The organism is Mesorhizobium sp. Cs1299R1N3, assembly GCF_037179625.1.
GTDB lineage: Bacteria > Pseudomonadota > Alphaproteobacteria > Rhizobiales > Rhizobiaceae > Mesorhizobium > Mesorhizobium salmacidum.
On the sequence record NZ_JAPYKQ010000001.1, the window covers coordinates 950,418 to 963,059 of the forward strand.

The window sequence follows — 12,642 nt, forward strand, 5'->3', positions numbered from 1 at the left end:
GATGGCCGTCGCGACCGGAAACTCCTTCGCCAGCCGTTTCGGCGTCCATATCGCGGTGCTCGTTTTCGTGGTGATCTGGACCATCCCCACGCTCGGCATCCTCGTCTCGTCGATACGCGACAAGGATCAGATCATCGCCTCGGGCTGGTGGAATTCGTTCGCCAGTTCCAGCCAGACCGAAGCCGGCCGCCTGCCGGCCGCCTCCACACAAGTAGAAAAGGACGGCAAGTTCGTTCTCCAGGGCAACATCTTCGGCGATGGGGCCAAGCGCGGCATCAGTGCCTTCGGCGTCAAGGCTGCGGCACCGACGCAGTATCCTGCCGGCACATCAGCCGATCTCGGCGACGGCGTCACCCTGCAACTCAACGCCGACGGCAGCTTCGTCATGGCCTCGCCCAAGGCATTCGAGGGCGACCGGGGCCAGCGCATCTACTACGCTTCGTCGGCGCCGCCGAAATTCACCCCCGAAAACTATCAGACCGTGCTGTTCTCCGAAGGCATCGGCCGCTCCTTCATGAATTCGCTGACGGTCACCATCCCGGCGACCGTCATCCCGATCCTGATCGCGGCGTTTGCCGCCTATGCGCTGGCCTGGATGCGCTTTCCAGGCCGCGCGCTCTTGATCGCTGTCGTCATCGGCCTGCTGGTGGTGCCGCTGCAGATGTCGCTCATCCCGCTCCTGAAGCTCTACAACGGCGTAGGGACGTTCTTCGGCGTGCCGTCCAAGACCTATCTCGGCATCTGGCTGGCGCATACCGGTTTCGGCCTGCCCTTCGCCATCTATCTGTTGCGCAGCTATATCGCCGGCCTGCCGCGCGAGATCATGGAATCGGCGCGCATCGACGGCGCCAGCGATTTCGAGATCTTCGTCAAGATCGTGCTGCCGCTGTCCTTCCCGGTGCTCGCCTCCTTCGCCATCTTCCAATTCCTGTGGGTATGGAACGATCTCCTGGTGGCAATGGTTTTCCTCGGAACGGCGCCCGATCAGATCGTGCTGACGGCCAAGCTCAATGCGCTGCTCGGCTCGCGTGGCGGCAACTGGGAGATCCTGACGACATCGGCCTTCATCACCATCATCGTGCCGCTGATCGTCTTCTTCTCGCTGCAGCGTTATTTCGTCCGCGGGCTGCTGGCCGGCTCGGTGAAAGGAGGTTGAGACAATGCAATCGGCTTTGAAGGCGACTTCGAAACCAGACCCCGCCATTGATCGCGACTGGTGGCGGGGCGCGGTGATCTACCAGATCTATCCGCGCAGCTATCAGGACTCCAACGGCGACGGCATCGGTGACCTCAAGGGCATCATCGGCAGGCTGCCCTACATTTCCGCCCTTGGCGCGGATGCCATCTGGATTTCGCCTTTCTTCAAATCGCCAATGAAGGATTTCGGCTACGACGTCTCGGATTATTGTGACGTCGACCCGATGTTCGGCACGCTGGCCGACTTCGACGCGCTGACGGCGGAGGCGCACCGGCTGGGTCTCAAGGTGATGATCGACGAGGTGCTGTCGCATACCGCCGATATCCATCCCTGGTTCATGGAAAGTCGCTCGAGCCGCACCAATCCGAAGGCCGACTGGTATGTCTGGGCCGACGCAAGGCCCGATGGCACGCCGCCCAACAACTGGCTGTCGATCTTCGGCGGCTCGGCGTGGCAATGGGACACCAGCCGCCAGCAATATTACCTGCACAATTTCCTGGCCGAGCAGCCCGACCTCAACTTCCATAGCCGCCAAGTCCAGGACGCGCTGCTCGACGTCACCCGCTTCTGGCTGGAGCGCGGCGTCGACGGCTTCCGTCTCGATACCATCAATTTCTACTTCCACAGCCAGGGGCTGGAAAACAATCCGCCGCTGCCGCCGGAAGAGCGCAACGACCAGACCGCGCCGGCGGTCAACCCCTACAACTACCAGGATCATATTTACGACAAGAGCCGGCCGGAGAACCTCGCTTTCCTCGAGCGCTTCAGGGCGCTGCTCGACGAGTATCCGGCGACCGCCGCGGTCGGCGAAGTCGGCGATTCGCAGCGCGGGCTGGACGTGGTCGCCGCCTATACCGCCGGCGGCAAGCGCGTGCATATGTGCTATTCCTTCGACTTCCTGGCGCCGGAAAAGATCAGCGCCGCCAAAGTGCGCTCGGTGCTGGAAGCCTTTGGCAGGGTGGCCAGCGACGGCTGGTCGTGCTGGGCGTTTTCCAACCATGACGTGATGCGCCCGGCCTCGCGCTGGGCCGCCGACGAAGCCGACCCGTCCGCCTATCTCAAGGTCATCTCGGCATTGCTGATGTCGCTGCGCGGCTCGGTCTGCATCTACCAGGGCGAAGAACTCGGGCTCGGCGAGGCCGACCTGCGCTTCGAGGACCTGCAGGACCCCTACGGCATCCGCTTCTGGCCGGAATTCAAAGGACGCGACGGCTGCCGCACGCCCATGGTGTGGGATGGCGGCGCCAGGAATGGCGGCTTCTCCGCGGCAAAACCCTGGCTGCCGGTGCCGGCCAAGCATCTGTCACAGGCGGTCAACGTGCAGCAAGGCGACGAGACCTCCCTGCTTGAGCATTACCGGCGCTTTCTCGCCTTCCGCCGCGCCCATCCGGCGCTGGCCAAGGGCGACATCACCTTCATCGAAAGCGAGGGCGACACCGTCGCCTTCACCCGCCGGGCGGGCAATGAGGAGGTCGTCTGCGTTTTCAATCTGGGCGCCAGGCCGGCGAAGGTTGACCTCGGCAACCGAACCCTGCAACCTTTGGCGGGACACGGGTTTTCCGGGCAGGCGAGCACCGGTTCGGTCGAACTCGGCGGTTACGACGCCTGGTTCGGACGCATAGGCTGAAACATCTGAGGAACCACTGGAGGAAATCAATGGCCGATGTCAATTTGAGACAAGTGAAGAAGTCCTACGGCAATCTCAACATTCTCCACGGCATCGACCTCGACATCAAATCGGGCGAATTCATCGTCTTCGTCGGCCCGTCGGGCTGCGGCAAGTCGACCTTGCTGCGCTCGATCGCCGGGCTTGAGGAAATCACCTCGGGTGAACTGAGGATCGACGGCCAGGTGGTCAACGACGTACCGCCGTCGAAGCGCGGCATCGCCATGGTGTTCCAGTCCTATGCGCTCTATCCGCACATGACCGTCTACGACAACATGGCCTTCTCGATGAAGATCGGCAAGGAAAGCAAGGCCGAGATCGACAAGCGGGTACGGCAGGCAGCCGAGATCCTGCAGTTGACCAAATATCTCGACCGCCTGCCCAAGGCGATGTCGGGCGGCCAGCGCCAGCGTGTCGCCATCGGCCGCGCCATCGTGCGCAATCCGAAAGTGTTCCTGTTCGACGAACCGCTGTCGAACCTTGACGCGGCGCTGCGCGTCGCCACGCGCATCGAGATCGCCAAGCTCAAGGAATCGATGCCCAACACGACCATGATCTATGTCACGCACGACCAGGTCGAGGCGATGACGCTGGCCGACCGCATCGTCGTGCTGAAGGATGGCCACATCGAGCAGGTCGGCACGCCGATGGAGCTCTACAAGAACCCCGGCAACCTCTTCGTCGCCCAGTTCATCGGCTCACCGGCCATGAACATCCTGCCGGCGACGGTCGACAAGACGGGCAATCCGACCATCGTCAGTCATGTCGGCGGCCGCAAGGCGACGGTACCGATCGCGACGCCTGCTTCGGCAAAAGGAGCGGCGGTAAGCTTCGGCGTGCGGCCGGAAGATCTCGCGATCGCCAGTGGTAGCGATTATCTGTTCGAGGGGACGGTCGATTATCTCGAGCAGCTCGGTGAGGTTCAGCTGGTCTATATCGACATCGGCCGTGCCGACCTGCCGCTGGTGACCAAGTTGCCGGGCAATGTCGAGGTCAAGCGGGGCTCGACGCTGCGGCTGACCGCCAATGCCGCAGATCTTCATATCTTCGATGCGGATGGACGGTCGTTCGCCCTGCAGGAAGCGGAAGCAAAAGCCGCCTGAGACCACAAGCTGTCTCGACAACGCAAAAAGAGAGCGGCGGGTAAGCCCGCCGCTCTCTTTTGTATATCACCACGGCTGGTTAGTTGTTGCCGAAGAGGTTGCGGTCTGCGCCCTGAGGGGCGGACTTCTGTACGTCGCCCGACGAATTGAGCAGCTTGTAGACAGGCGATTCGCTCTTGCGGATCGAGCCCGTATGCGAGGTGTCGACGTTGACGGTCGCCAGCTTGTTGATGTCGGTGTCGCCAACGTTGTCGTTGCCGGCATAGGCGCTGCCAGCGGCAATCAGAAGAGCGGCGGCGGTAAGAACAATCTTTTTCATTTTGGTACTCCGATTTTTTCGAATTCAAGGGGCGGGCTGAGCGCGCCGTCCTTGCTTGAAGAGATGTTAGTTGTTGCCGAACAGGTTGCGATCGGCGCCGTGCTGGACGGGCTCCTGGCTGGCAGGAGCCGACTTGTCGACCGAAGCGGTGTACGAGTTGTCCACCGCGGCGGCAGGCTGGTTGGCACCGTTGGAGCCATAGCTGTCGCTGGCAAAAGCGCTGCCGGAAATGGCCAGAACGGCGGTGGCGGCAATAAGGATCTTGTTCATTTTAGACACTCCTGAATTTCTTGAATTCCACCGGATCGGCGGGCAAGCCCGCCGTCCGTGGGGACAGGCCGTTAGCGGCCGAAGAGGTTGCGATCGCTGCCCTGAGCAGGCGTCTGAGCAACAGGCTCCGACGTCTTGGTGGAGGTGGAAGCGGTGTACGAGCTGTCCACCGCGGCAGCAGGCTGGTTGGCGCCGTTCGAACCGTAATTGTCGCTCCCAGCGAAGGCGCTGCCGGAAACAGCCAGAAGGGCGGCGGCAGTGAGAATGATCTTTTTCATTTTTTGGTACTCCAGTATTTTTTCCGTCCGTCTAGCGGCGTGTCTTGGGATTAAATCGCGTCGTTCGGACAGCCCCGATGTGGGAGAGCACCCTTGCCGTTTCCAATCACGAAGTTGTTCAGCGTGGACCATGACTCCACCACTTGAAATTGTACCAGCGCCTTCCACATCTCTTATTTTCTCTTGTAATATCAAGTGATTATCTTAAAGCAGCACCTCGATCACCAACTGTGTCGGAGGCTCGGCGTTCACAGCGTCTTGCACGCACCGTCAACAGAAACGAACCGTTCGGTTCGATTTTAGTCCCTGCTAATAGTCACTTTTTGAAACTGTTAACCTATTTGCTGCCGGCAAAAGGGTCGATGACGGTGCCGGCGCGGCTTGGCGACAGAAGGCGATTCCCGCGGCTACAAGCCTCTCATGACGATCCAGCATGCGTGTCGCGCCGCATGGATGCGATGTCGCTTTCGTGCCGATGTCGCAAAGCCTGTCGTGGTTAGATCGGGCATCTCAGGTGCCGCTGCGTGACGACGGAGCGGAGAATTGGGAAGCCGGTCAGATTCCGGCGCTGCCCCCGCAACGGTGGTGGAGTTCAAGTCGCAACGGGAGACCACTGGGCGAAAGCCTGGGAAGGTGTCGCGATGGTCCGCAAGGACAACTCCAGAGCCCGGAAACCAGCCCGAGATCGCTAGAACTCGACTGATCGCGGTGGGCGGTCAAGAGGCGGATGGTGTTTGTCCGGCTTTTCGCCGATCTGCGCCCAGTCCTTCCTCAATCACCACCAGTTCAGTCCTTGAAACTGAGGACAGGACATGGACGCGCGCAACGACATGCTGAGGCTCTTGAACAGCCGCAGACAAGGCTTTTCGCTGGAACAGCCCTTTTACACCGACCCGGACTACTTCAAGCTGGACATGGAGTTGATCTGGTATCGCGACTGGCTGTTCATCGGCCATGATTGCGAATTGCCCAAGCCGGGCAGCTTCATCACCGTGCAGATCGGCGATTATCCGGTCGTGCTGGTGCGCGATCAGCAGGGCAAGATCAACGCCTTCCACAATTCCTGCCGCCATCGCGGCAGCCGCGTCTGCAACAGTGATAAGGGCACGGCCGCCAAACTGGTCTGTCCCTATCACCAATGGACCTACGAGCTCGACGGCCGGCTGCTGTTCGCCCGCCAGATGGCCGATGGGTTCGACAAGAGCCAGTACGGCCTGAAGCCCGTCGCCTGCGAAAGCGTTGGCGGCTACATCTTCATCTGTCTGGCCAGCGAGCCCGCCGATTTCGCGCCGATGCGGGCGATGATCGAGCCCTACCTTTTGCCGCACCGGCTGCGTGAGGCAAAAGTCGCCTTCGAGAGCACCATCATCGAGAAGGGGAACTGGAAGCTGGTCTGGGAAAACAACCGCGAATGCTATCATTGCGCCGGCAACCATCCCGAACTCTGCAAGACCTTCCCGGAAGCACCGACGGTGACCGGCGTGCAAGGCGCCGACAGCGATCCGGAGATGCTGGCGCACTGGGCGAAATGCGAAGCGGCCGGCCTGCCGAGCAAGTTCCGCATCGATCCGGCCGGCCAGTATCGCGCGACCCGCGCGCCGCTGCTGCGCGATGCCGTCAGCTACACGATGACGGGAAAGCGCGCGGTCGAGAGGAATCTTTCCGACAGCGTTTCAACCGACCGCATCGGTTCGTTGCTGCTTTACCACTATCCGACGACCTGGAACCACATCCTGGGCGACCACGCCGTCACCTTCCGGGTGCTGCCGATCAGCGCCACGGAAACGGCGGTGACAACCAAATGGCTGGTGCATAAGGATGCGGTCGAGGGCGTCGATTACGATCTCGCGGAACTCACCCATGTCTGGACCGAGACCAACGACCAGGATCGCCGCATCGTCGAGGAAAACGCCTTCGGCATCCTGTCGCCGGCCTACGAGCCAGGCCCCTATTCGGAGCTGCATGAGGGCGGCGTGATCCAGTTCGTCGAGTGGTACGCGTCCTTCATCGGGCCACGGCTTGCCGAAGGCGGCCGGCCGGCCCTGCGCAGCGTTGCCTAAGGCATATCGCCAAAGACGGCGGTTTTGGACATGCGCGGAACAAAGGGGACAAGAGGATGAATGCGATGACGGATCTCGGCCTCTATCGCCATCTCGACCAGATGGCGCCCTGGAACGACAGGCTGCAGGTGCTGGAAGTGACCGGCGTCACCGACGAGGCGCCCGACGTCAAGACCTTCACCTTCCGCTCCGACAACCAGACCTGGTTCCGCTACAAGCCGGGCCAGTTCGTGACGCTGGAATTGCCGACACCGGACGGGCCGCTGATGCGCACCTATACGCTGTCATCGTCACCGTCGCGGCCATTCTCGATCGCGGTGACAGTGAAGGCGCAGGTGGGCAGCATCGGCACACGCTGGATGTTCGATCACCTGGCGCCCGGCTCGCACGTCAAGGCCTATGGACCAAGCGGCGACTTTTCACTGCACGGCCATCCGGCGGCGAAATATCTGTTCATCTCGGCCGGTTCCGGCGTGACGCCGATGATGTCGATGCTGCGCTGGCTGAACGACTGCGCGCCATGGACCGATGTCGGCTTCGTCAACTGCGCGCGGCGCCCGGAAGAGATCATCTTCCGCAAGGAGCTGGAGCTGCTCGGCGGCCACATGCCGGGCGTGTCGCTCGGCTTCATGATCGAGGAACGGTCGAGCCGCGAGGGCTGGTATGGCCATATGGGCCGCATCGACGCTATCCGGCTGCCGCTGCTGGCGCCCGATTTCCGCGAACGCGAAATCTTCTGCTGCGGCCCCGATCCCTTCATGGGCGCCGTGCGCGGCATGCTCGAAGCCGCCGGCTTCGACATGGCAAAGTATCATCAGGAGAGCTTTGCCGCGCCGACCGTTGAGGAAATCCCGGTGCCATTCGCGGCGCCGGCGCAGGACGGTGTGGCTGTCCCCGTCGAAGCCGCAACGCCGATCCGCTTCGCGCTTTCGGACGTCGACGCCGACTGTGTCGCCGGCCAGACCGTGCTGCAGACAGCGCGTGCTTCGGGCGTGCGGATACCGGCTGCCTGCGAATTCGGCCTGTGCGGAACCTGCAAGGTGAAGAAAGTCTCCGGCAGCGTCGAGATGAGCCACAATGGCGGCATCCTCGATCACGAGATCGATGATGGCTTCATCCTGGCCTGCTGTTCAAAGCCACTGTCGGCACTGGAAATCGAGGCTTGATCCGCCCGGCCTTCGACTGATCCGGGAATGGTCCGCGCCTTGCCGGCGATGGTTACCTTGCCAAGGAAGACCCGAAAGTTTACAGCCGTTGTCGGTGGAAGCGGTCCTGCTAGCGGGCAGGAAATGCAGAGCGGGGCAACAATGATGCATGAATCCCATGCCTATGCGGTTGCGAGCCGGGATATCGTTTTCGAATCCTTCGATGGCGAAGCCGTGGTGCTCAACCTTGCCAATGGCAAATATTTCGGCTTCTCGGATTCCGGCAGCAAGGTGTGGCAAGCGCTTTCGTCCGGAGCGGACGCCCAGGCTCTGATCGGGCTGGCCGCAGGCGGCTCGACAATAGGCCAGGCCGAACTCGAACACTTCATATCGCAATTGCTCGAACTGGGTTTGCTGGTGCGTTCGGAGGCGACGGCGCAGCCACTGCCAGGCGAATTGCCAGCCGAGCTCGCCGCCACGAACGAACCGCTCAATGTGAGCATTCACGACGACCTCGCCGATCTGATCGTCGTCGATCCCATCCATGATGTCGAGGAACCTCTTGGCTGGCCGGCGGTCAAGCAGGCTTCCTGACGGGCCGGCCGCGGCCGTGGTGGAAGGCGCTTGATGCCGCGCGTCACGCTCGAAACCTTGCCCGACTACGCCCGGTATCTCATCGCCGCCGCTGAAGGCGCGGCCCCGCGCTATCCGACCACACGAAAGGTTCGCCTGCCCCGGCTGGAACTGACCGCGCATCTCGGCCACGGCGTGCTTGCCGATGCACTAAGCCATGCATTTGTCGAGGCCGGTCATGATCAGCCGGAACCGTCCATGTGCCGCATCTTCATCGCCCATCCCGGCATCGACGGCATCCCGGAGCCGGCGCGATGGGGCGATGCGCATTTCACCGAGCACGGTTTTGCCAGACGGCTCGCCGAAGCCGGGCTGCGCGGCCACTATTTCCACGACCTGGATTTCTGGCAGATCTACGATCCGCAACATTGCATTGGCGTGCAGTTGATGGCGTCGGCCGATGCCTTTCCGCCCTGGGAGCCGGGAGCACCGCTGCGCGCCTTCCTGCATTGGGAATACGCCGCGCGCGGCATGCGGCTGACCCATGCCGGCACGCTCGGCATCGAGGGCAAGGGCATCCTGCTCGCCGGCTCTGGCGGGGCCGGGAAATCCGGCACCGTCGCCGCCGGCCTGCTCAACGGACTCGACAGTGTCGGCGACGACTACGTGCTGATCGATCTCGCCGGAGGCGTGACCGCGCGGCCCCTTTTCTCGACGCTGAAGCAGGACGCGCTAGGTTTCGCGCGGCTGGGCCTGCGACAGCGGCTAACGGCGCAAGGCCCGCTGAACTGGCAGGGCAAGCACATGTTTCACGTCGATGACATCGCGCCTGGGCCGGTGCCCGCGATGCTGGACATCGTTGCGTTGATGGTGCCACATATCAGCGGTGGCGGAGCAAGTTCGATCATGCCGGTGTCGCGCAGGGATGCCATGATTGCCTTGGCGCCGTCCGGCATCGCCCAGATGCCGGGCGAGCGCGAAAGCGGCTTTCGCTTCTTCGGCGAATTGACGCGCCACCTGCCCTGCTTTCGTTTGTCCCTCGGCACCGACCCGGCAGAGATCGCCGGCACGATCGAGGCTTTCCTGACACGAGGCGCCTGGTGAAGCTCAGCGTGATCATGCCGGTGTACAATCGCGAGGCCTATGTCGGCGCCGCGCTGCGCTCGCTGCTCAGGCAAGGCGACGCCGCCGACCTCGACATCATCGTCATCGACGATGGTTCGACCGATCGCTCGGTCGAGGCCGTGCGCGCGATGATCGATGATCATTCCTGCATCCGGCTGTTCCAGCAGCAGAACATGGGAGTGACGCGGGCGCGCAACAACGGGCTCAGGCAGCTCAAACCCGAGGCGGAACTGGTGTCGTTCCTCGATTCGGACGACATCTCGCCAGCCGGACGCTTCAAGGCCGATGTCGAGCTTTTCCGGAAGAATTCCGATCTCGATCTGACCTATTCAAGGATGATGCTGGTCGACAAGATCGACGACGGGACCCTGGAGCCCACGGCGGACAGCAACAGCATCACGGTTCGTGGCATTCATCTGTCGGCGGCGATCTTCGCGCGCCGGCTCGTGGCACGCATAGGCGATTTCGACGAGGATTTCGTCCAGGCCGAAGATACCGACTACCTGCTGCGCGGTTTTGAGATCGGCCCCAGATACGTGCTTCCCGACACGGTCGCGCTTTATTACAGACGGCATGCGGGCAACATGACGAGGCAAGAGGACGTCCAGTCGCGGGAATTCCTGCGCGCTATCTATAAATCGATGAAGCGGCGCAAGGCCGATCCGACGCTACGGCCGATCGAAGGTATCTTCGAGCTCGACAAACTTTCGGATTGGCGATCCCTGTGATGGACGGATACGGCGTCGTCATACCCGCCTTCAACGCCAGCGGCACCATCGCCGAGACGCTGCGATCGGTCGCGGCCCAGACGGTACGGCCGGAACTGGTGGTGATCGTCGATGACGGATCAACGGATGATCTCGCCGCGGCGATCGGCGGAACGGACCTGCCGCTGCAATTGCTGCGCCAGGCAAATGCCGGACCGGGCAGCGCCACGACCAGGGGCATCGCCGCCTTGTCGGCGCCGTTCATCGCGACGCTCGACGCCGACGACCTTTGGCTGCCGACCAAAATCGAGCGCCAGCTTGCATATCTGCGCGGATTGCCCGGTACATCGGGCGTCTTCTGCCATTTGCGGACCTTCCGCAACGACCGGCCGGACGCGCCCGAGGACGCCACGGTACCCGGCTGGTCGCGGACCACGATGCTGATCCGGCGCGAGGTCGCCGAGAGCGTCGGACCAGTCGTCGATCCGCCGGGCGGCCGCGGCGAAATGATCGACTGGATCGCGAGGGCACGCGAGGCGGGCCTTGCCCTCGACATGATGGAAGAGGTGCTGGCGCTGCGCCGCATCAGGCCCGGCAGCCTGTCCTACGGGCGCGATGCGACGCGCGACCGCGGCTACCTCGAAGTGGCGCGGCTGGCCATGCTGCGACGGGCCCGGAACAAGGCCGGCGCGGGCTGATGGCGCGCATCCGCCGCATCAGCCGACGCTTCCCGGACTATGGCTGGTCCTGGCCGACGGGCGGGCTCGACCAGTTGCTCAAGGCCGCGCTTCTTGCCGATGAGGACGCGGCCGCCGGTTGCGCGATGCAGTGGCTGAGCGCCAACGACATTGATCTCGTCTCCTTCAGGGAACATCGGCTGCTGGCCGCCATCTGCGACCGGTTCGGCCGGAAATTGGCCGGCCATTCCGCCTATCCACGTCTTGTCGGCTTGCAAAAGATACTGTGGACCAAGTCGCGGTGGCGATGCGCGAGGCCGAACCGGCGCTGCAGGCGATGACAGACGCCGGATGCCTGGTGATGCTGATCAAGGGGGCCAGCCGCATTGCCTTGAACGCATCGGCTCAACGTGGCCGGGTGGCGCACGACATCGACATATTGGTGCGGCCGCAAGACATATCGGCGGCGTTCGACGTGCTGCGCGACCGCGACTGGCAGATCGCCACCGGGGTGAGCCCGCAATATCTGAGGACAAGACTGGCGTCGCTGCGCTCGATGAACTTCTTCAAGGGCAATCATGGTGACATCGACCTGCACCAGCTTGCCTATGACGGTTCGCAGCAAAGCGACGAGGACGACCAGGCGATCTGGCGGCGAGCGGCGGCGGCCGAATTCAGCGGCGTCGGCGTGCTGGTGCCGTCGCCTGCGGACCGCATCGCGCTCGCCATCGCGCATGGCGGGCTCGACGCCCACACGCACAGCGATTGGCTGGTCGATTGCGCGGTGGCCATTCGCGCCGGCGATGTCGACTGGGACGTGTTCCTCGACGTTGTCGCCAGGCGTGGCCTTGCCGTGGCCGCGGCGGTGGCGCTCTCCTACCTCGCGCTCGATATTGGCGCGGCGGTGCCGGACAGGGTGCTGGCGCGCGTGCTTGACATGGCCGACCTCACCGGTCTTTCGCGCTGGTCGGCGGTGCTGCAGGCCAAGCCGAGAACCGATTTCGGCAGGCTGGCCTGGCTGTCGCGCGGCTTTGCCAAGCAGTTGCGGCTGAGACGCAAGAGCGGCCGGCTGCGGCAGGAGCCGCCCGCCAAGGCATGGCGCGGCAAAACATGGCGCGGCGGACCGGCTCGCCGCGAGCCGCTGGAGGGACCGTCGTCCCTGGTCTTCTCGCAGGCCATACCTTGCCCGCCGACGGTGGGAGAGATGATGCTGGACATCACGGTCAGGATCAGCGTTCCGCCGGTCCGGCGCCGCATCGAAATGGAGATCAACCGGGACGACGACCACGTCGCGCGTCTGCGTGCCACGGCCATCAGCCGATCCGGTGGGGAAAGGATGCTGCGCTTTCGCGGCAAGGTTATAGTCGACGGCCGGCGGCAGGCCTTGACGCTCGAGGCGCGGCCATCGCGGCAATTCCGCCAATGGGATGATCAGGCGACGGTCGCAGCCTATGGCGCATTGCCTTTCCAGCTGGTCTCGGCGACCTTTTCGGCGGTCGGCTGAGACAGCAGCGGCATCTG

At 63.1% G+C, this 12,642-nt stretch carries 14 protein-coding genes and 1 riboswitch; of the genes, 11 read left to right on the forward strand and 3 right to left on the reverse strand.

The genetic code is table 11. From position 1 onward, the window contains the following. The first annotated feature begins 1 nt into the window (after position 1). Genes O7B34_RS04380 through O7B34_RS04390 form a run of 3 tightly spaced genes read left to right on the forward strand, consistent with a single transcriptional unit; the run spans position 2 to position 3,967 of the window. Entirely contained in the window at positions 2 to 1,156 is a 1,155-nt protein-coding gene (locus tag O7B34_RS04380) for a carbohydrate ABC transporter permease (protein WP_027142760.1), read from the forward strand. Positions 1,157 to 1,160: 4 nt separating this feature from the next. Further along, the gene (gene bglA, locus O7B34_RS04385) at positions 1,161 to 2,825 is read left to right on the forward strand and encodes a beta-galactosidase BglA (RefSeq protein ID WP_337145011.1); all 1,665 of its coding nucleotides are present in this window, start codon (positions 1,161 to 1,163) and stop codon (positions 2,823 to 2,825) included. Between the two features lie 29 nt (positions 2,826 to 2,854). Beyond that, the gene (locus tag O7B34_RS04390) at positions 2,855 to 3,967 is read left to right on the forward strand and encodes an ABC transporter ATP-binding protein (protein ID WP_337145012.1); all 1,113 of its coding nucleotides are present in this window, start codon (positions 2,855 to 2,857) and stop codon (positions 3,965 to 3,967) included. Between the two features lie 79 nt (positions 3,968 to 4,046). Here O7B34_RS04390 and O7B34_RS04395 read toward each other — a convergent pair whose 3' ends face one another. The 3 genes from O7B34_RS04395 to O7B34_RS04405 all read right to left on the reverse strand — a co-directional run bounded on the left by O7B34_RS04395 (position 4,047) and on the right by O7B34_RS04405 (position 4,834). Then, positions 4,047 to 4,286 (reverse strand): DUF680 domain-containing protein, encoded by a 240-nt coding sequence (locus O7B34_RS04395; RefSeq protein WP_337145013.1) that lies wholly within the window; start codon positions 4,284 to 4,286, stop codon positions 4,047 to 4,049. 66 nt (positions 4,287 to 4,352) lie between these two features. Next, positions 4,353 to 4,556, reverse strand: a complete 204-nt coding sequence (locus O7B34_RS04400) for a DUF680 domain-containing protein (protein WP_337145014.1) — start codon at positions 4,554 to 4,556, stop codon at positions 4,353 to 4,355. A 71-nt stretch (positions 4,557 to 4,627) separates the two neighbouring features. Continuing rightward, positions 4,628 to 4,834 (reverse strand): DUF680 domain-containing protein, encoded by a 207-nt coding sequence (locus O7B34_RS04405; protein WP_337104582.1) that lies wholly within the window; start codon positions 4,832 to 4,834, stop codon positions 4,628 to 4,630. Positions 4,835 to 5,329: 495 nt separating this feature from the next. Continuing rightward, positions 5,330 to 5,531, forward strand: a riboswitch (cobalamin riboswitch). Positions 5,532 to 5,646: 115 nt separating this feature from the next. Between O7B34_RS04405 and O7B34_RS04410 the strand changes: the two genes are divergently transcribed. The 8 genes from O7B34_RS04410 (at position 5,647) to O7B34_RS04445 (ending at position 12,625) form a co-directional block, all read left to right on the forward strand. Further along, positions 5,647 to 6,894, forward strand: coding sequence for an aromatic ring-hydroxylating oxygenase subunit alpha (locus tag O7B34_RS04410; RefSeq protein WP_337145015.1), 1,248 nt, complete (start codon positions 5,647 to 5,649; stop codon positions 6,892 to 6,894). Positions 6,895 to 6,959: 65 nt separating this feature from the next. Beyond that, positions 6,960 to 8,060, forward strand: coding sequence for a hybrid-cluster NAD(P)-dependent oxidoreductase (locus O7B34_RS04415; protein ID WP_337145016.1), 1,101 nt, complete (start codon positions 6,960 to 6,962; stop codon positions 8,058 to 8,060). 141 nt (positions 8,061 to 8,201) lie between these two features. Beyond that, the gene (locus O7B34_RS04420; RefSeq protein ID WP_337145017.1) at positions 8,202 to 8,633 is read left to right on the forward strand and encodes a PqqD family protein; all 432 of its coding nucleotides are present in this window, start codon (positions 8,202 to 8,204) and stop codon (positions 8,631 to 8,633) included. A gap of 33 nt (positions 8,634 to 8,666) precedes the next feature. Beyond that, a complete protein-coding gene (locus tag O7B34_RS04425) occupies positions 8,667 to 9,716 on the forward strand; it encodes a serine kinase (RefSeq protein WP_337145018.1) in 1,050 nt (349 codons plus the stop codon). Next, a complete protein-coding gene (locus tag O7B34_RS04430; protein WP_337145019.1) occupies positions 9,713 to 10,465 on the forward strand; it encodes a glycosyltransferase family 2 protein in 753 nt (250 codons plus the stop codon). The genes O7B34_RS04425 and O7B34_RS04430 overlap by 4 nt, the downstream gene beginning before the upstream one ends. Then, positions 10,465 to 11,142 carry a glycosyltransferase family 2 protein gene (locus O7B34_RS04435; RefSeq protein ID WP_337145020.1) on the forward strand — a complete coding sequence of 226 codons (678 nt, stop codon included), beginning with the start codon at positions 10,465 to 10,467 and terminating at the stop codon, positions 11,140 to 11,142. The genes O7B34_RS04430 and O7B34_RS04435 overlap by 1 nt, the downstream gene beginning before the upstream one ends. Beyond that, positions 11,142 to 11,462 (forward strand): hypothetical protein, encoded by a 321-nt coding sequence (locus tag O7B34_RS04440; protein WP_337145021.1) that lies wholly within the window; start codon positions 11,142 to 11,144, stop codon positions 11,460 to 11,462. The genes O7B34_RS04435 and O7B34_RS04440 overlap by 1 nt, the downstream gene beginning before the upstream one ends. Continuing rightward, positions 11,408 to 12,625 carry a nucleotidyltransferase family protein gene (locus tag O7B34_RS04445; RefSeq protein WP_337145022.1) on the forward strand — a complete coding sequence of 406 codons (1,218 nt, stop codon included), beginning with the start codon at positions 11,408 to 11,410 and terminating at the stop codon, positions 12,623 to 12,625. Before O7B34_RS04440 ends, O7B34_RS04445 begins: the two co-directional genes overlap by 55 nt. Positions 12,626 to 12,642: the final 17 nt, after the last annotated feature.

Excerpts from the sequence above, each read along its gene's own strand:
- O7B34_RS04420 (WP_337145017.1), top strand. The coding sequence starts at position 8,202 with ATGATGCATGAATCCCATGCCTATGCGGTTGCGAGCCGGGATATCGTT.
- bglA (WP_337145011.1), top strand. The coding sequence starts at position 1,161 with ATGCAATCGGCTTTGAAGGCGACTTCGAAACCAGACCCCGCCATTGAT.
- O7B34_RS04415 (WP_337145016.1), top strand. The coding sequence starts at position 6,960 with ATGACGGATCTCGGCCTCTATCGCCATCTCGACCAGATGGCGCCCTGG.
- O7B34_RS04395 (WP_337145013.1), bottom strand. The coding sequence starts at position 4,286 with ATGAAAAAGATTGTTCTTACCGCCGCCGCTCTTCTGATTGCCGCTGGC.
- O7B34_RS04435 (WP_337145020.1), top strand. The coding sequence starts at position 10,465 with ATGGACGGATACGGCGTCGTCATACCCGCCTTCAACGCCAGCGGCACC.
- O7B34_RS04440 (WP_337145021.1), top strand. The coding sequence starts at position 11,142 with ATGGCGCGCATCCGCCGCATCAGCCGACGCTTCCCGGACTATGGCTGG.
- O7B34_RS04410 (WP_337145015.1), top strand. The coding sequence starts at position 5,647 with ATGGACGCGCGCAACGACATGCTGAGGCTCTTGAACAGCCGCAGACAA.
- O7B34_RS04425 (WP_337145018.1), top strand. The coding sequence starts at position 8,667 with ATGCCGCGCGTCACGCTCGAAACCTTGCCCGACTACGCCCGGTATCTC.
- O7B34_RS04380 (WP_027142760.1), top strand. The coding sequence starts at position 2 with ATGGCCGTCGCGACCGGAAACTCCTTCGCCAGCCGTTTCGGCGTCCAT.
- O7B34_RS04390 (WP_337145012.1), top strand. The coding sequence starts at position 2,855 with ATGGCCGATGTCAATTTGAGACAAGTGAAGAAGTCCTACGGCAATCTC.
- O7B34_RS04400 (WP_337145014.1), bottom strand. The coding sequence starts at position 4,556 with ATGAACAAGATCCTTATTGCCGCCACCGCCGTTCTGGCCATTTCCGGC.
- O7B34_RS04405 (WP_337104582.1), bottom strand. The coding sequence starts at position 4,834 with ATGAAAAAGATCATTCTCACTGCCGCCGCCCTTCTGGCTGTTTCCGGC.